The 15,929-nt window shown below is 67.3% G+C and carries 13 protein-coding genes; 4 read left to right on the top strand and 9 right to left on the bottom strand.

Features of this window, described 5'->3' with window-relative positions; all coding sequences use genetic code 11:
• Positions 1-29: 29 nt before the first annotated feature.
• From AABM56_RS06180 to mreB, 6 genes are all read right to left on the bottom strand, one after another.
• Positions 30-3,860: a YhdP family protein gene (locus AABM56_RS06180; protein WP_347883913.1), complete on the bottom strand. Its 3,831-nt coding sequence runs from the start codon at positions 3,858-3,860 to the stop codon at positions 30-32.
• 12 nt (positions 3,861-3,872) lie between these two features.
• Positions 3,873-5,327, bottom strand: a complete 1,455-nt coding sequence (gene rng / locus AABM56_RS06175; protein WP_133859849.1) for a ribonuclease G — start codon at positions 5,325-5,327, stop codon at positions 3,873-3,875.
• A 76-nt stretch (positions 5,328-5,403) separates the two neighbouring features.
• The gene (locus AABM56_RS06170) at positions 5,404-5,991 is read right to left on the bottom strand and encodes a nucleoside triphosphate pyrophosphatase (RefSeq protein ID WP_133859850.1); all 588 of its coding nucleotides are present in this window, start codon (positions 5,989-5,991) and stop codon (positions 5,404-5,406) included.
• 63 nt (positions 5,992-6,054) lie between these two features.
• Complete coding sequence (gene mreD, locus AABM56_RS06165; RefSeq protein WP_133859851.1) at positions 6,055-6,543, bottom strand: rod shape-determining protein MreD; 489 nt, start codon at positions 6,541-6,543, stop codon at positions 6,055-6,057.
• Positions 6,543-7,757: a rod shape-determining protein MreC gene (gene mreC, locus AABM56_RS06160; protein ID WP_133859852.1), complete on the bottom strand. Its 1,215-nt coding sequence runs from the start codon at positions 7,755-7,757 to the stop codon at positions 6,543-6,545. The genes mreD and mreC overlap by 1 nt, the downstream gene beginning before the upstream one ends.
• 87 nt (positions 7,758-7,844) lie before the next feature.
• Positions 7,845-8,882, bottom strand: coding sequence for a rod shape-determining protein MreB (gene mreB, locus AABM56_RS06155; RefSeq protein WP_133859853.1), 1,038 nt, complete (start codon positions 8,880-8,882; stop codon positions 7,845-7,847).
• A gap of 232 nt (positions 8,883-9,114) precedes the next feature.
• Here mreB and gatC point away from each other — a divergent pair, with 232 nt between their 5' ends.
• From gatC to AABM56_RS06135, 4 genes are all read left to right on the top strand, one after another.
• Complete coding sequence (gene gatC / locus AABM56_RS06150; RefSeq protein ID WP_133859854.1) at positions 9,115-9,402, top strand: Asp-tRNA(Asn)/Glu-tRNA(Gln) amidotransferase subunit GatC; 288 nt, start codon at positions 9,115-9,117, stop codon at positions 9,400-9,402.
• A gap of 8 nt (positions 9,403-9,410) precedes the next feature.
• Positions 9,411-10,862 carry an Asp-tRNA(Asn)/Glu-tRNA(Gln) amidotransferase subunit GatA gene (gene gatA / locus AABM56_RS06145; RefSeq protein ID WP_347883912.1) on the top strand — a complete coding sequence of 484 codons (1,452 nt, stop codon included), beginning with the start codon at positions 9,411-9,413 and terminating at the stop codon, positions 10,860-10,862.
• Between the two features lie 14 nt (positions 10,863-10,876).
• On the top strand, positions 10,877-12,325 hold the full coding sequence (gene gatB, locus AABM56_RS06140; protein WP_133859856.1) for an Asp-tRNA(Asn)/Glu-tRNA(Gln) amidotransferase subunit GatB: 1,449 nt from the start codon (positions 10,877-10,879) through the stop codon (positions 12,323-12,325).
• An 89-nt stretch (positions 12,326-12,414) separates the two neighbouring features.
• The gene (locus AABM56_RS06135; RefSeq protein WP_347883911.1) at positions 12,415-12,813 is read left to right on the top strand and encodes a septal ring lytic transglycosylase RlpA family protein; all 399 of its coding nucleotides are present in this window, start codon (positions 12,415-12,417) and stop codon (positions 12,811-12,813) included.
• Positions 12,814-12,821: 8 nt separating this feature from the next.
• Here AABM56_RS06135 and AABM56_RS06130 read toward each other — a convergent pair whose 3' ends face one another.
• From AABM56_RS06130 to AABM56_RS06120, 3 genes are all read right to left on the bottom strand, one after another.
• Positions 12,822-13,841: an alginate lyase family protein gene (locus tag AABM56_RS06130; protein ID WP_133859858.1), complete on the bottom strand. Its 1,020-nt coding sequence runs from the start codon at positions 13,839-13,841 to the stop codon at positions 12,822-12,824.
• Between the two features lie 257 nt (positions 13,842-14,098).
• Complete coding sequence (kdgD, locus tag AABM56_RS06125; protein WP_133859859.1) at positions 14,099-15,010, bottom strand: 5-dehydro-4-deoxyglucarate dehydratase; 912 nt, start codon at positions 15,008-15,010, stop codon at positions 14,099-14,101.
• Between the two features lie 133 nt (positions 15,011-15,143).
• On the bottom strand, positions 15,144-15,896 hold the full coding sequence (locus AABM56_RS06120) for a FadR/GntR family transcriptional regulator (protein WP_178083873.1): 753 nt from the start codon (positions 15,894-15,896) through the stop codon (positions 15,144-15,146).
• Positions 15,897-15,929 lie beyond the last annotated feature (33 nt).

Here is a 15,929-nt window from a genome sequence, read left to right as displayed (position 1 = left end):
TAAGCAGCGGTGCGGCCGCAGGGCAATGCTCAATCGCGCTTGCCCGTGGTCATGGTCGGATTCTGCCAGGGGCCTTCGATGTGGTAGTTGATGCTGGCCATGCGCGTGATGCGATCGCCGATCAGTCGATCGACGATGAACAGCGCGCCACCGATGGCCGGTGCCCCGGCGATCAGCGCGGCCAGCGGCAGGGAGTTGCTGACCGGCAGCCCTACCTTGAGGTTGGCATCGACCCGGTTGCTGGCCATGTCCAGCAGGCCCTGCAGACTCATCTCGGCACCCGGCCCGCTGAGGCTGATGGGCTTGCGGGTGCGGAAGGCCCCCTGCTGGGCGTCGAGCACCCCGGTGATGCTGTCGTAGCTCAGGCCCTTGCCGAACAGATCGGAGAAATCCAGCCGCAGGCGGCGGCGGATGGATTCGAAATTGAGCAGACCGAAGATGCGCAGCGCCGAGGCCGTGCCTTCCACCTGGCGCAACTGGCCGTCATTGAAGCGGGCATCGAGGCTGCCATTGAGGCGGGCCAGGGCGACATAGGCTGGCGAGCCGGGCCAGTCGACCCGGGCATCCAGGCGGAAATCGCGACTGGTGACGCTGGAGGCGAAATTCCAGCCCAGCAGGATATCGGCGATGTTGCCGCCGGCGAGGCGGCCCTGATAGTAGCTGTGGGTCGCGCCCGGCGCACCTTCCCAGCGTAGCGCGCCCTGCACCTTGAGGCCCCGCAGGTCGAGATCCAGGGCGTTGAAATTGGCGCCTGAGGGCGAAGGCCTGAGCTGCAGGCGCTGGGCACCCACCAGACGGCCGCCCAGCTCCAGGCGATCGATGACCAGATTCAGCGCCGGCAGGCTGCGCGGATCGACGTCGGCCAGCGGATCGGGGCGCGGCGCCTCGCTTTCCACCGAGGGGTCCGCCGGCGTCTGGGGGATGCGCAGGTGCTGCAGGTTGATGTCGATCGGCTGGCCGGTCTGGCGCGGGATGCGCACCTGGCCGGCGATGGTCTGGCTGGCCAGGCCGAGTTGCCAGGCGCTGCCCTGGGGTTCATAGGTGAGGCGCAGGTTGTCGATCTGTTGCCCGAAGGCCAGGAAGCGCCCGAAGTTGAGATCGCCCCGCCCGAGGCTGGAGACGTCCAGGGTGTTGCCACCGCCCTGCCCTGCACTGCCGCCGCTCCCCGCCTTGCCATAGCGCTGGTAGATGTCCTGCCAGGCGGCCAGGTCGAATTCCGCCAGTTGCCCGCGCAGGTCGTAGCCGGCGGCGGTGGGCAGATTGGCGGTGCCGCCGCCCAGCACGATCTCGCCGCGGCCCTTGGCGATAGCCTTGGGATCGAGCAGCAGCACGGCATCGGCGAGGCCCTTGTAGGTCGCCTCCACCCGCCGCTCGCCGTCGTTGAGCGCCAGGCTGAAGAAGCCGTCACGCGCCTCGTCGGCGTTCTTGCCGAAGGGCGCCGGCAGATCGATGGCCACCCCGCGCAGATCCGAGGTGACCGCCAGTTCGCTGTGCTCGGCCAGGGTCAGGCCGAGGCGATAGCCGAGCAGGCCACGCGCCGGGATGGGTCGTCCTTCGCTGCCCAGCCAGCGCGCCAGCTGGTCGACGTCGACCCGGCCGTCCACCACCAGCCGGGTGCGCGGATCGTCGGGTTTGCCCTCGGCCAGCGCCTGACCGCGAATGGGCTGGTCGAAGACCCGCGCCTGGATGTCGGGGGCACTGAGGCCGCTGCGGGTGTCGTAGCGGAAGGTGCCGCGCAGCTCGGTGAGGGTCAGCGGGGGATCGGCCAGTTCCAGGCGCGCCTTGTCCGGCGTCAGCTCGACCACCACCACCGGTGGCTGCCCCTTGGCCAGGGGGATATCCAGGTTCAGGCTGCTGTTGGCGAGCGCGCCCTCGCCCTTCCAGCCGGCAAAGACCTTGGCGGTCGGCAGCGGCGTTTCCTGGAGGATCTTCAGTCCATCGCGCACGCTGCTGTCGAGTCGCGCGCTGAGCCGCAGGTGCGGCGCGCTGCCATCGTGCAGCAGCGGAATGCGCGCCTCGACGTCCCTGACCCGGGTGTCGAGGATGCGTCCTTCGGGGACCTGCACCTTGACCCCATCGCTTTCGATGAAGACATCGCCGCGCGCCTCGCGCAGGGCGGGCCAGCCAGGCTGATAGGCCAACTGGGCGTCGTGCACCCGGAAGAACAGACTCATGGTGCGCGAGTGCGCCGGCGAGCCGTGGCGCAGCGATCCCTGGTACTGGTAGATGCCTTCGTCGATGCGGCCGCCGACGATGGCGGTGCTCAGCCACTGGGCCAGCTCCGGGCTGAAATCCGTGGCCGGCAGTTTGGTCGGCAGGTACTTGCGGGTGTAGCTGGCGTCGCCATCCTTGAGGCCGACGCGCAGGTCCATGTAGCTGTCCACCTCGGGATGCAAGCCGAGCTGGATATGCATGTCGCCACTGGCAGCGCCTTCCGGGCCGGTGACCTGCATCAGGGCACTGCCCAGGGTGAAGCGCTGGTCGTCGAGACTCCAGGTCAGCCGCGCCCTGGCGGTGCGATAGCGCCAGGGTTCGGGAAAGAGATCGCTCAGGTGCAGCATGAAGTCGGTGGTATCCAGACGCAATTCGCCACCGCCCAGGCTACCGCTCAGGCTGCCGGTGACGCCCTCGGCGGCCGGGGCACCGTGATAAGCGGCAAAGCCCACGCGATCCAGGTTGGCTGCATAGGAAAGGCGCTCGCGCAGCGGCTTCTGCGGATAGAAGTCGGCATTGAGGTTGCGCAGCTGGCCATGGGGCGCCAGGGCCTGGAGCGCCTGGGCAACCGGTGCCGGCAGGGGCGCCAGGTCCCGCGCCAGCCTGGCGGCCTGCCTGAGATCCAGCTGGTCGCCGCGCACCTGCAGGTGCTGGGCGGTGCTGTCATAGCCAAGGCCATAGCGGGCCTCCAGCGGCTTGCCGTCGAGCTGGGCCTTGAACGCCAGGGCCCCACGGTACTGGCTGGCGTCGCCGGCCTGCTGGTCGGCGTCCAGGGTCAGGGCCTGCAGGCGCACCGGCGGATGATCGGCGTAGGCGAGCGTCAATTCATCCGCTTTCAGCCGCAGGTGGGAGCGCTCCAGTCGACCTTCGGCCCAGGCGAACCAGAGCTCGCCTGCCGCCTGGGCACGCCGCAGCTGCCACTGCCGGGTCAGGGCCGCCGGCACCCAGCGGGACCAGTCGCTGGCGGGCAGGCTGAGATAGCCTTCGACGGTGCTGGCACGCCAGTCTTCGGGACGCGGCATGGCGGTGAAGTGCGCCGCTACCGTGCCACCGTCGGGCAGCCGGAAACGGGTCGCCAGTTCCAGGGCGCCACTGAGCTGCCGGGACAGACTGGCCTCGGCGTACCTCAGGGTCACCGGCGAACCCTGCTGGGGAATCAGGCTGAGCTGGCTGTCCAGCAGACTGGCATGCCCCAGACGTGCCAGGCCATCGAGCAGCGGACCCGGATCGAAGGGCTTGGCATCCGGCGCTCGCGGCGGCAGGCCGCGCAATTGCCAGTGCCCCTGGGCGTCCTCCTGCAGGACCAGATGGACGCCATCGACCTGTACGGACTTGAGTCGTAGTTGGCGATGCCAGAGGCTGCCGAAGACATCCGGCACCACCTGGAGATGATCCAGCTGCACCATGCCCTCGCCGCGTCCCAGGGACAGATCGCGCAGGATCAGCACCGGATTCCAGCGGGCCCAGCGTCCTTCGAGTCGGCCCAGGCGCACCGGCTCGCCGAGCGCCGCCGCAGCGCGCGACTCGACTTCGTTGCGGTATTCGCCGACCCAGGGCATGAGCAACCGCCCCAGGCCGAGGTAGAGCGTCAACAGGACGAGCACCAGCAGCGCCAGACCCAGCGCGCCGCGTTTGAGCAGGGACATCAAGACCCGGACCTAGAGCAGCACGACATCGTACTGCTCCTGGGAATACATGGTCTCGACCTGGAATTTGACGGTGCGGCCGATGAAGGCCTCGAGATCGGCGACGTTGCCCGATTCCTCGTCCAGCAGCCGATCCACCACCTTCTGGTTGGCCAGCACTAGGTAGGAATTGGCCTGGTAGGCCCGCGCCTCGCGCAGGATCTCGCGGAAGATCTCGTAGCAGATCGTCTCGGCGGTGCGCAGGATGCCGCGCCCCTGGCAGTTGGCGCAGGGCTCGCAGAGCACCTGGGACAGGCTCTCGCGGGTGCGCTTGCGGGTCATCTGCAAGAGGCCCAGTTCGGTGATGCCGATGATGTTGGTCTTGGCATGGTCGCGTTCGAGCTGCTTTTCCAGGGTACGGATCACCTGGCGCTGGTGCTCTTCGTCTTCCATGTCGATGAAGTCGATGATGATGATGCCGCCGAGATTGCGCAGCCGCAGCTGGCGGGCGATGGCGGTGGCCGCCTCCAGGTTGGTCTTGAAGATGGTCTCTTCCAGATTGCGATGGCCGACGAAGGCGCCGGTGTTGACGTCGATGGTGGTCATGGCCTCGGTGGGGTCGATCACCAGATAGCCACCGGACTTGAGCAGCACCTTGCGCTCCAGGGCCTTCTGGATCTCGTCTTCCACGCCATAGAGGTCGAAGATCGGCCGCTCGCCCGGATAGTGCTCCAGCCGCGTCGCCACCTCGGGCATCAGCTCCTCGACGAACTGGCCGATGCGCTGGAAATTCTCGCGACTGTCGACGCGGATCTTTTCCGTGCGCGGCCCGACCAGATCGCGCAGGGCGCGCAGGGCCAGGGTCAGGTCTTCGTAGATGGGCACCGGCGTCGGTCCCTGGAGGTTGCCGGAGATCTGCTGCCAGAGCCGTCGCAGGTAGCGGATGTCGGCGAGGATGTCTTCTTCGCGCGCCGCCTCGGCGGCGGTGCGCAGGATGAAGCCGCCCTCGTGCTCGATGCCCTCGCTCTCCACGCAGCGCGCCATGATCGCCTTGAGCCGCTCGCGCTCGGCTTCGTCCTCGATCTTCAGCGAGATGCCGACGTGGGAGGTACGCGGCATGTAGACCAGGTAGCGTGAGGGAATCGACAGGTGGGTGGTGAGGCGGGCGCCCTTGGTGCCTATGGGGTCCTTGGTGACCTGCACCACCAGCGTCTGGCCCTCGCGTACCAAGGCGTTGATGCTTTCCACCGCCGCCCCCTCGCGTTGGGAGATCTCGGCGGCATGGATGAAGGCCGCCCGCGCCAGGCCGATGTCGATGAAGGCCGCCTGCATGCCCGGCAGCACCCGCACCACCCGCCCGCGATAGATGTTGCCGACGATGCCGCGTCTCAGGGTGCGCTCGACGTGCACCTCCTGCAGCACACCGTTTTCCACGACGGCGACACGGGACTCCATGGGAGTGATGTTGATGAGGATCTCTTCGCTCATGGAGGACTCTTGGACAACGTGGAAGGGCAGAAAGGGGACCGTGGCGCCAGGCGCCTCAGCACGGGATATTCGGCCGTCAGACAGACCGCCAACAAGGGATGGCGAAAGCGCTCAGCAGTTCCGCGGTCTCGCACAGCGGCAGCCCTACCACGGCGCTGTAACTACCCGTCAGGCCGCGCACGAAGACCGCGCCGGCGCCCTGGATGGCGTAGCTGCCGGCCTTGTCGGCCGGCTCGCCGGTGTCCCAGTAGCGTTCGGCCTCGCCGGGCGCCAGGGGGCGGAATTCCACCTCGGCGGACACCACGCGACTCAGGCAGCGCTCGCCATCGAAGACGGCGACGCCGGTCACCACCCGGTGCCGGCGTCCGCTGAGGGCGGCGAGCATGGCCAGGGCGTCGGCGCGATCCCGGGGTTTGCCGAGCAGCTGGTCATCGAGCACCACACAGGTATCGGCGCCCAGCACGCAGCCGGCGGAGGCACTGCCCAGCACCTGTCGGCCCATGGCTGCCTTGGCCCGCGCCAGGCGTTCGACATAGGCGTCCGCCGCCTCCCCCGGATGCGGGGTTTCGTCCACCGTTGCGACGACCTTCTGGAAGGCCACGCCGATCTGTTCGAGCAGTTCGGCGCGGCGGGGCGAAGCGGAGGCGAGGTAGAGCTGGGACATCGACAACAACCAGACGGCAGGGGGATGACGGGAGAATGCCAGCCTGTTGCAGGTGAAACCAGCTTAGTTGACGCCGAATCTGAGGCGCAGCCCGCGGAGCAGCAGGTAGATCCACGGCCAGAGCAGCGCGCTGACCAGCGAGGGGGTGAGAAACACCAGGGTCGGTGGCCGGCTGCCAGCCAGGGCGTTGAGCCACAGCGCCAGCAACTGGGCGATGCCGTAGACCACCAGCAGCACGAAGCTCTGCTGCCAGATGGGAAAGGCCCGCAGTCGCTGCGCCAGGGAGCGCACCAGAAAGACCACCAGGCTCAGCACCAGGGCGGTCTGGCCCAGCAGGTTGCCGTAGAGCACGTCTTCGGCGATGCCCATCGTCCAGGCGGTGAACAGGCCGACACGGTGCGGCAGGGTCAGGGTCCAGAAGGTCAGCAGCATCGCCAGCCACAGCGGCCGGCCGATCTCCATGAACTCGGGCATGGGCACGACGGACAGCAGCAACCCGACCAACAGGGTGAGCCAGATCACCCACCCGTTGTGGCCGATGCGCAGCGCCATCAACGATCACCCTCGTCCGGCAGTTCCGGCGCGGGTTGCTGGACCCGGCGCTGCGGTTGAGCGGCGTTAGCGGCCGGATGGCTCGGCGTGGCGGTCGCGCCCTGCGCCGGCGGCTTGGCCGGTGTCGCCGGATGCGCCGCGCTGCCGCTCGCGTTCGCGGGTGGCTTGGTCGGCGTGGCGGGATGGGCCGAGCTGCTGCCCTGGCCCGCGGGCGGCTTGGACGGCGTCGCGCTGCGACTACCGGTGCCGGTGCCGGGCGCCGGCGTGACATTGGCGGCCGCCGGCTGCGCAGCCGAGGCGCCGGCCGGCGGCGGATTCGCCGGCGCGGCCGGGCGCTGGGCCGCGTGGCGATCGGCGGCCTCCTGGGCCTCGGCGGCGTCGTTGGCGCGCTGCTCGGGCGTGCGGGTATCGCTGAACACCAGCAGCATGTAACGACTGCGATTGAGCTTGGCGGTGGGAATGGCGCGCACCACGGCGAAGGGTTGCCCCGAGTCGTGGATCACCTTGGAGACGGTGGCCACCGGATAGCCCGCCGGGAAGCGCTGGCCCAGGCCGGAACTCACCAGCAGGTCGCCTTCCTTAATGTCGGCGGTGTCGGCCACATAGCGCAGTTCCAGCCGCTCGGGATTGCCGGTGCCGACGGCGATGGCGCGCAGGCCGTTGCGATTGACCTGCACCGGAATGCTGTGGGTCACGTCGGTGAGCAGCAGCACCCGCGCCGAATAGGGCATCACCTCCACCACCTGGCCCATCAGGCCGCTGGCGTCGAGCACCGGCTGGCCGACGAAGACGCCGTCCTTCGCGCCCTTGTCGATGATGATGCGGTGGGTATAGGGATTGGGGTCGACGCCGATCAGTTCGCCGACCAGAACCTTGTCGTCCACCAGGGCGGCGGAATTGAGCAGCTCGCGCAGGCGCACGTTCTGCTCGGTGAGGGCGGCGAGTTTCTGCAGGCGGCGCTGCAGCAGTAGTTGCTCGGCCTTGAGCCGCTCGTTTTCCGCCATCAGTTCGGTGCGGCTGGAAAACTGGTCGCTGACGCCTTCCCAGGCGCGCAGAGGAAAGCCCGCCACCTCATAGAGGGGCGAGAGGACCAGCGCCAGTTCGCTGCGTACCGGTTTCAGGTAGTCGAAGCGCGCGTCGGTGACCATGACACCCACCGAAAGGGCGGCCAGGATCAGCAGACGAATGCCCAGCGCCGGGCTTTTGCTGAAAATCGGCTTGATGGTGAGTTCCTCGCAGAACGCGCCCGGCGCTCCGGCCGCCAGGGGCGGCCGGAGCGGGGCCTGTAGCCTGGAACTGCCTTATTCGGTGGACAGCAGGTCCATGGCGTGGCGATCCATCATGTCCAGCGCCTTGCCGCCGCCACGGGCCACGCAGGTCAGCGGGTCTTCGGCGACGATCACCGGCAGGCCGGTTTCCAGCGACAGCAGCTTGTCCAGGTCGCGCAGCAGGGCGCCACCACCGGTCAGCACCAGGCCACGCTCGGCGATGTCGGAGGCCAGCTCCGGCGGCGACTGCTCCAGGCAGCTCTTGACCGCCTGGACGATGGTCGCCAGGGATTCCTGCATGGCTTCGAGCACCTCGGTGGAATTGAGGGTGAAGCTGCGCGGTACGCCTTCGGCCAGGTTGCGGCCACGGACGTCGATCTCGCGGACCTCGCCGCCCGGGTAGGCGGTACCGATTTCCTGCTTGATGCGCTCGGCGGTGGATTCGCCGATCAGGCTGCCGTAGTTGCGACGCACGTAGGTGACGATGGCTTCGTCGAAGCGATCGCCGCCGACGCGGACGGATTCGGCATAGACCACGCCGTTCAGCGAGATCAGGGCGATCTCGGTGGTGCCGCCACCGATGTCGACGACCATGGAGCCATGGGCTTCCTCGACCGGCAGACCGGCGCCAATGGCCGCGGCCATCGGCTCCTCGATCAGGAACACCTCACGGGCACCCGCGCCCAGCGCGGATTCGCGAATGGCGCGGCGCTCGACCTGGGTCGACTTGCAGGGCACGCAGATCAGCACCCGCGGACTGGGCTGCAGGAAGCTGTTCTCGTGCACCTTGTTGATGAAGTATTGCAACATCTTTTCGCAGACGCTGAAGTCGGCGATGACGCCGTCCTTCATCGGGCGGATGGCGGCAATGTTGCCCGGCGTCCGACCGAGCATGCGCTTGGCGTCGGTACCGACGGCGACGACGCTCTTCTGGTTGCCATGGGTACGGATGGCGACGACCGACGGCTCGTTGAGCACGATGCCACGCTCGCGGACATAAATCAGGGTGTTGGCGGTTCCCAGGTCGATCGACAGATCGCTGGAGAACATGCCACGCAATTTCTTGAACATGAGGTGACCCTAGGCGGTGACAAGCAGGCACGCGACAGGACAAACGTGCGGGTAAAAAAGTGCGGCAGACTCTAACAATCGCAGGGATTTAGGGCAAGGCGCCGATATGCTAGATTGAGAGCTTTTCCGGGCCGTTAAGCCCCTGTTCAACGCGGCGCCCGACCCGCCTAGCCCGTCTCCAGCATACGCGGCCGCCAACCGGGTCACGCCGCCTTCCTGCTTGGAGAAGCCGATGGCGCTCGAACGCACCGACGTCGAAAAGATCGCTCACCTGGCCCGCCTGGGTCTCGATGAGGCGGATCTCGCCGCTACCACCGCCACCCTCAACGACATCCTCGGCCTCGTCGACCAGATGCAGGCCGTGGATACCACGGGTATCGCCCCCCTCGCCCACCCGCTGGAAGCCACCCAGCGCCTGCGACCCGACCAGGCCACCGAAGGCGACCGGCGCGAGGCCTACCAGGCCATCGCCCCGGCCGTGGAAGCCGGCCTGTACCTGGTTCCCAAGGTGATCGAGTGAGACACGACATGCATCAGCTGACCCTGACCGAAATCGCTGCCGCCCTGGCCGCCAAGGATTTTTCCGCCGAGGAGCTGACCCGCAGCCTGCTGCAGCGGATCGAGCAGCTCGACCCCCGGCTCAACAGCTTCATCACCGTGACCACCGACCAGGCGCTGGCCCAGGCGCGGGCTGCCGACGCGCGGCGCGCCGCCGGCGAAAACGGCGCCCTGCTCGGTGCACCTCTCGCCCACAAGGATCTGTTCTGCACCCAGGGGGTGCTGACCAGCTGCGGCTCGAAGATCCTCACCGGCTTCAAGGCGCCCTATGACGCCACCGTGGTGGAGCGACTGGCCGCAGCGGGCGCCGTCTCCCTCGGCAAGCTGAACATGGACGAATTCGCCATGGGTTCGGCCAACGAGTCCAGTCACTACGGCCCGGTGAAGAATCCCTGGGACGTCACCCGGGTACCGGGCGGCTCTTCCGGTGGCTCGGCCGCGGCCGTGGCCGCGCGCCTGCTGCCGGCCGCCACCGGCACCGACACCGGTGGCTCGATTCGCCAGCCGGCGGCCCTCACCAACCTCACCGGCATCAAGCCCACCTACGGCCGCGTCTCGCGCTGGGGCATGATCGCCTACGCCTCCAGCCTCGATCAGGGCGGCCCGCTGGCGCGCACTGCCGAGGATTGCGCCCTGCTGCTGCAGGCCATGGCCGGTTTCGACCCCAAGGACTCCACCAGCGTCGACCAGCCGGTGGACGACTACCAGGCGGCCCTGCAGCAGCCGCTGAGCGGCCTGCGCATCGGTCTGCCGCGGGAATACTTCGGTGCCGGCTTGGACGCCCGCATCGGCGAGAAGGTGCTGGCCGTGGTCGAGGCGCTCAAGAAGCTCGGCGCCACCATCAAGGACATCTCGCTGCCCACCCTGCAGCACGCGATTCCGGCCTACTACGTCATCGCCCCGGCCGAAGCCAGTTCCAACCTGTCACGCTTCGACGGAGTGCGCTTTGGCTATCGCTGCGAGAATCCGGTCAATCTGGAAGATCTCTACAAGAGATCCCGTGGCGAAGGCTTCGGCGCCGAGGTGAAGCGCCGCATCATGGTCGGTACCTATGCCCTGTCGGCCGGTTATTACGACGCCTACTACCTCAAGGCCCAGCGCATCCGCCGGCTGATCAAGAACGACTTCGTCGCGGCCTTCGCCGAGGTCGACGTCATCCTCGGCCCGACCACGCCGAACCTGGCCTGGAAACTCGGCGAGAAGAGCAACGACCCGGTCTCCGCCTATCTCGAAGACCTCTACACCATCGCCGCCAACCTCGCCGGCATTCCCGGCCTGTCGATGCCGGCCGGCTTCGTCGACGGCCTGCCGGTGGGCGTGCAACTGCTCGGCAACTATTTCCAGGAAGGCCGTCTGCTCAACGTCGCCCACCAGTACCAGCAGGTCAGCGACTGGCATCGCCAGGCGCCGAGCGGCTTCTGAGGAAGGATAGAGACATGCAATGGGAAACCGTGATCGGGCTTGAGATCCACGCTCAGCTCAGCACTCAATCGAAGATTTTCTCCGGCAGCGCCACCAGCTTCGGCGCCGAGCCCAACGCCCACGCCAGCCTGGTCGACCTCGGCATGCCCGGCACCCTGCCGGTGCTCAACGCCGAGGCCGTGCGCATGGCCTGCAAGTTCGGCCTGGCCATCGATGCCGAGATCGCCGAGCGCAACGTCTTCGCGCGCAAGAACTACTTCTACCCGGACCTGCCCAAGGGCTACCAGACCAGCCAGATGGATCATCCCATCGTCGGCAAGGGGCACCTGGACATCACCCTGGAAGACGGCACCGTCAAGCGCATCGGCATCACCCGCGCGCACTTGGAAGAAGACGCCGGCAAGAGCCTGCACGAAGACTTCCACGGCATGAGCGGCATCGACCTGAACCGCGCCGGCACGCCGCTGCTGGAGATCGTCTCCGAGCCGGACATCCGCAGCGCCAAGGAAGCCGTGGCCTACGTCAAGGCCATCCATGCCCTGGTGCGCTACCTGGGCATCTGCGACGGCAACATGGCCGAGGGTTCGCTGCGTTGCGACTGCAACGTCTCGGTGCGCCCCAAGGGCCAGGAGGCCTTCGGTACCCGCGCCGAGATCAAGAACGTCAACTCCTTCCGCTTCATCGAGAAGGCCATCAACCACGAGGTTCAGCGCCAGATCGAACTCCTCGAGGACGGCGGCAAGGTGGTGCAGGAAACCCGCCTGTACGATCCCAACAAGGACGAGACCCGCTCCATGCGGAGCAAGGAAGAAGCCAACGACTACCGCTACTTCCCCTGCCCCGACCTCTTGCCGGTGGTGATCGAGCCGGCCTTCCTGGCCGAGGTGCGCAGTCAGCTGCCCGAGCTGCCGACCGAGAAGCGCGATCGCTTCCAGAGCGAGTACGGCCTGTCGGTCTATGACGCCAGCGTGCTGTCCGCCAGCCGCGAACTGGCCGACTACTTCGAGGAAGTCCAGCAGGTCAGCGGTGATGCCAAGCTGGCGGCCAACTGGGTGATGGGCGAATTGTCGAGCCTGCTCAACAAGCAGGACCTGGACATCGCCCAGGCGCCGGTGAGCGCGGCCCAGCTGGGCGGCCTGATCCTGCGCATCAAGGACGACACCATCTCCGGCAAGATCGCCAAGATGGTGTTCGAGGCGCTGGCCGCCGGCGAAGGCGCGAGCGCCGATGCCATCATCGAAGCCAAGGGTCTCAAGCAGGTCACCGACAGCGGTGCCATCGAGGCGATGCTGGACGAGGTCCTGGCGGCCAATGCCGCCCAAGTCGAGCAATACCGCGCCAGCGACGAAGCCAAGCGCGGCAAGATGTTCGGCTTCTTTGTCGGCCAGGCGATGAAGGCTTCCAAGGGCAAGGCCAACCCCGGCCAGGTCAACCAGCTGCTCAAGCAGAAACTGGAAGGCTGACGGCAGTCGTACGGGGTTACGGACCGGGGCTGACAGCCTCGGTGCGAGCCCTTAAGCTGCTGCCGGTCGTTTTGCCAGGAGGCATCGAGATGCATAGGATCCACCGTGCCGGACTGCTGTCGCTGGTCCTGCTGTTCGCCGGGTGCGCCAGTCAGGAAAGCTTCCCGCCCACGCTGTCCCCTACCGCTCCCCATGACTATCAGGACACCGGCATGGCGTCCTTCTACTCCAAGTGGCACGCCGGTCGCCGTACCGCCAGCGGTGAAAAATACGACCCTGGCGCCCTGACCGCCGCCCACCGCACCCTGCCCTTCGGCACCCGCGTCCAGGTCACCAACCTGGCCAACGGCCGCAGCGTGGTGGTGCGCATCAACGATCGCGGCCCGACGGTTCGTCGACGCCTGATCGACCTGTCGCGCAGCGCGGCCGATCGGCTCGACATGGTGGCCGACGGCACCTCCCGGGTCAGCATCCGCAGCCTGGACTGATAGGGGCGCTAGCCCTGACAGGCCGGGGCATAGGCCCACAGCATCCGCGGCGGTGCCGCAGCGAGCTGGCGGGCGATGGACGCATAGCGCGGATCGAGCAGACTGGCCGACCAGTACAGGTTTCTGGCGCCCTGGGGCTGCCAGGTGCCTGCATAGCCGGGCAGCCCGGCCTGGGCACGCTGCACATCGAAGCGTACCGTCGTATTGCGGAACTCCTCGTGGCTGCGCTGACCTTGCGCATAGGGCAGCAGCCAGTCGAGCGCCCTGGCCAGGGTCTGGCCTTCAGCGCCCGGCACGTGCAGCCAGTCCTCGCCGCGCCCCTGGGCCACCGCCGCCGCCAGCACCAGGGGTTCGAGGTCGTAGACGACATAGTGCAGGGCATCGCGCTCGCCGAAGTCCAGCACCTCGCCATCGGGCTTGAGATTGACCGACAGCTGCGCCACGAAGGCCGCCCGCGCCCGGGCGAACAGCGCCGGATCGTCCAGCGCGCCGGCGGCCAGGGTCGCCAGCTTGATCCTGTGACTCTGCCAGTTGTTGCTCCAGACTCCGTGGGCATCCCCCCGATGCGCCGCCATCTGCTGCAGATAACCCTCGGCCAGGGTCTTGATGAAGGCGCGGGAACGCCGGGCCGTCGCGGCGGGCAGGTCTGCCGCGGTCAGCTGATAGGCGACGATGAGATTGCTCAGATTGGTCTCGTCGATGGGCTGGAAGCTGGGCCGATACCCTGGCAGCCAGGCATCGAGATAGCTGGCCAGGCGCGCCAGGGCCGCGGCATCGCGACTGTCCCGCCAGGCCAGCGCCAGATCGAGCATGTAGCCGAAATCCCGTACCGCCGCGGCGGACTGGTCGTGCATGCCGGTATGCGGCAGCGTCCCTGCGGTGTGGATGACCGGCAGCGCCTGGGGTCCGGCCGCGGGAGGATGACTGACCGCCTGCGCCAGCGCCGCGGCCGAGGGCGGTCTTGCCGCCAGGCAGGTCGTGTGTCCGGGGGCTGCAGCCAGGGCGAGATACAGCAGGGCGGCGCTCATGGCGGGGACCTCCAAGCGAAGCGTTGCTCAGGAAAGGGCTGGAGCGCCACCCTGCCCGGCTTCACGCTCAGGCGCGCTGGTCTGCTCAGACTCGCACCCGGTCCTTAGCAATAGCTTAAGCCGATCGCCTTTCGCCGCGTGCTGCCGAAGGTCTGCCAACCCCGGCGAGCGGGCAAAAAAAAGCCCGCGACCAAGCGACTGGCCGCGGGTTGTGCAACGGGAGGAGAGATGCCGGAGCACCTCCCGGGTAGCAAACCTTACTGCGGACCGAGCTTGTCCATCAGCGCGGCCAGCTGCTCGTATTCGTCCCGCTTGAGATCGGTCAGCGGGGTCCGCACGGGACCGGCGTCGTAGCCGGCGATCTTGGCGCCCGCCTTGACGATGCTGACGGCGTAGCCGGCGCAACGGTTGCGGATTTCCAGGTACGGCAGGAAGAAGTCGTCAATCAGCTTGCCGACCGCCTCGTGATCGTCACGGGCGATGGCCTCGTAGAATTGCACGGCGGTCTTGGGCACGAAGTTGAACACGGCCGAGGAATAGACCGGTACGCCCAGCGCCTTGTAGGCGGCGGCATAGACTTCGGCGGTGGGCAGGCCGCCCAGGTAGCTGAAGCGATCGCCCAGGCGACGGCGGATGGCGACCATCAGCTCGATGTCACCCAGGCCGTCCTTGTAGCCGATCAGGTTCGGGCAGCGCTCGGCCAGTTGCTCCAGGTGATGGGGCTGCAGGCGGCAGACGTTGCGATTGTAGACCACCACGCCGATCTTGACCGACTTGCAGACGGCTTCGACATGGGCGGCCACGCCGTCCTGGCTGGCTTCGGTCAGGTAGTGCGGCAGCAGCAGCAGGCCCTTGGCGCCCAGCCGTTCGGCTTCCTGGGCATAGGCGATGGCCTGGCGGGTAGAGCCACCGACACCGGCGAGGATCGGCACGCTGCCCTGGCAGGTGTCCACCGCGGTCTTGATGACGCCGCTGTATTCGCTGGCTTCCAGCGAGAAGAATTCACCGGTGCCGCCGGCGGCGAACAGCGCGGTCGCGCCATAGGGAGCCAGCCACTCCAGGCGCTTGGCATAGGTATCGGGGCGGAAGTCGCCGTTGGCATCGAAGTCGGTCAGCGGGAAGGACAGCAGACCGGAAGAGAGGACGTGTTTGAGTTCTTGTGGAGTCATCTTGAGTGCCTCGGCATAGGTTGGACTGAGGTGCGGCAGGTCCGCTACCTGTTGTAAGTCATCGTACAACCTCTTTTATGGAAGGGGCAAGCCCCAACCAGAAAAATGCTCTTCAGCGCGCTGGAGCCCCGTTTCAGACCTCTTCCGCCTGGCGCTCCATTTCTTCGTGAGCGCGTCTCAGGCGCTCGCGGCTGTTGCTCAGGTGCAGACGCATGGCGGCGCGAGCCGCTTCTAGGTTGCCGTCTTCGATGGCCTGGAGGATGGCTTCGTGCTCGGCATCCAGACGACGCTGATAGAGCTGCTGGTCATCGTGGGCGAGATAGGCGGAATTGAGGCGGGTCCGGGGAATCAGCACCGTGCCCAGGTAGCTCATGATGTCGCTGAAATAGCGATTGCCGGTCGAGCTGGCGATCAGCAGATGCAGCTCCAGGTCGGCGCTCACCGCACGATCGGGCTGCTCGACGCCGGTACGCATGGCTTCCAGCAACGCCCACATGGCCTGCAGTTGCTCGGCCGAGCGGCGCTGGGCTGCCAGGCCGGCGGCCTCGACTTCCAGGCTGATACGCAACTCGAGCATCGCCAGCACGTCCTTGAGGGTGGTGATGGTGGCCGGATCGATCGGCAGCGGCGACTCGGGGCGCCGCTCCAGCACGAAGGTGCCGATGCCGTGGCGAGTCTCCACATAGCCACCGGCCTGCAGTCGGGAAATGGCCTCGCGCACCACGGTGCGGCTCACGCCCTGGGCCTGCATGATGGCCGACTCGGTGGGAAGCTTGTCGCCGGGCTGGAACTGGCCGTCGCCGATCTGCTGAATCAGCACCCCGACGACCTCTTCTGCCAGGCTACGGGGTCTTTTTCGGGGGCGGGATACGGTGGGTGCTGACATGGATTCTCGTACCGATTGAAGGGACTCTGGAAT

The sequence above is a fragment of the Pseudomonas aestiva genome (assembly GCF_039908605.1).
Taxonomy (GTDB): Bacteria; Pseudomonadota; Gammaproteobacteria; order Pseudomonadales; family Pseudomonadaceae; genus Chryseomonas; species Chryseomonas aestiva.
The sequence above is the reverse complement of the archived record's forward strand: the minus strand, read 5'-3'. Positions and strand labels throughout refer to the sequence as shown.

What these genes read in the sequence shown, in the direction of transcription:
- gatB (WP_133859856.1), top strand. Translation starts at nt 10,877, where the DNA reads ATGCAATGGGAAACCGTGATCGGGCTTGAGATCCACGCTCAGCTCAGC.
- AABM56_RS06170 (WP_133859850.1), bottom strand. Translation starts at nt 5,991, where the DNA reads ATGTCCCAGCTCTACCTCGCCTCCGCTTCGCCCCGCCGCGCCGAACTG.
- gatC (WP_133859854.1), top strand. Translation starts at nt 9,115, where the DNA reads ATGGCGCTCGAACGCACCGACGTCGAAAAGATCGCTCACCTGGCCCGC.
- mreB (WP_133859853.1), bottom strand. Translation starts at nt 8,882, where the DNA reads ATGTTCAAGAAATTGCGTGGCATGTTCTCCAGCGATCTGTCGATCGAC.
- AABM56_RS06180 (WP_347883913.1), bottom strand. Translation starts at nt 3,860, where the DNA reads ATGTCCCTGCTCAAACGCGGCGCGCTGGGTCTGGCGCTGCTGGTGCTC.
- kdgD (WP_133859859.1), bottom strand. Translation starts at nt 15,010, where the DNA reads ATGACTCCACAAGAACTCAAACACGTCCTCTCTTCCGGTCTGCTGTCC.
- AABM56_RS06120 (WP_178083873.1), bottom strand. Translation starts at nt 15,896, where the DNA reads ATGTCAGCACCCACCGTATCCCGCCCCCGAAAAAGACCCCGTAGCCTG.
- mreD (WP_133859851.1), bottom strand. Translation starts at nt 6,543, where the DNA reads ATGGCGCTGCGCATCGGCCACAACGGGTGGGTGATCTGGCTCACCCTG.
- rng (WP_133859849.1), bottom strand. Translation starts at nt 5,327, where the DNA reads ATGAGCGAAGAGATCCTCATCAACATCACTCCCATGGAGTCCCGTGTC.
- gatA (WP_347883912.1), top strand. Translation starts at nt 9,411, where the DNA reads ATGCATCAGCTGACCCTGACCGAAATCGCTGCCGCCCTGGCCGCCAAG.
- AABM56_RS06130 (WP_133859858.1), bottom strand. Translation starts at nt 13,841, where the DNA reads ATGAGCGCCGCCCTGCTGTATCTCGCCCTGGCTGCAGCCCCCGGACAC.
- AABM56_RS06135 (WP_347883911.1), top strand. Translation starts at nt 12,415, where the DNA reads ATGCATAGGATCCACCGTGCCGGACTGCTGTCGCTGGTCCTGCTGTTC.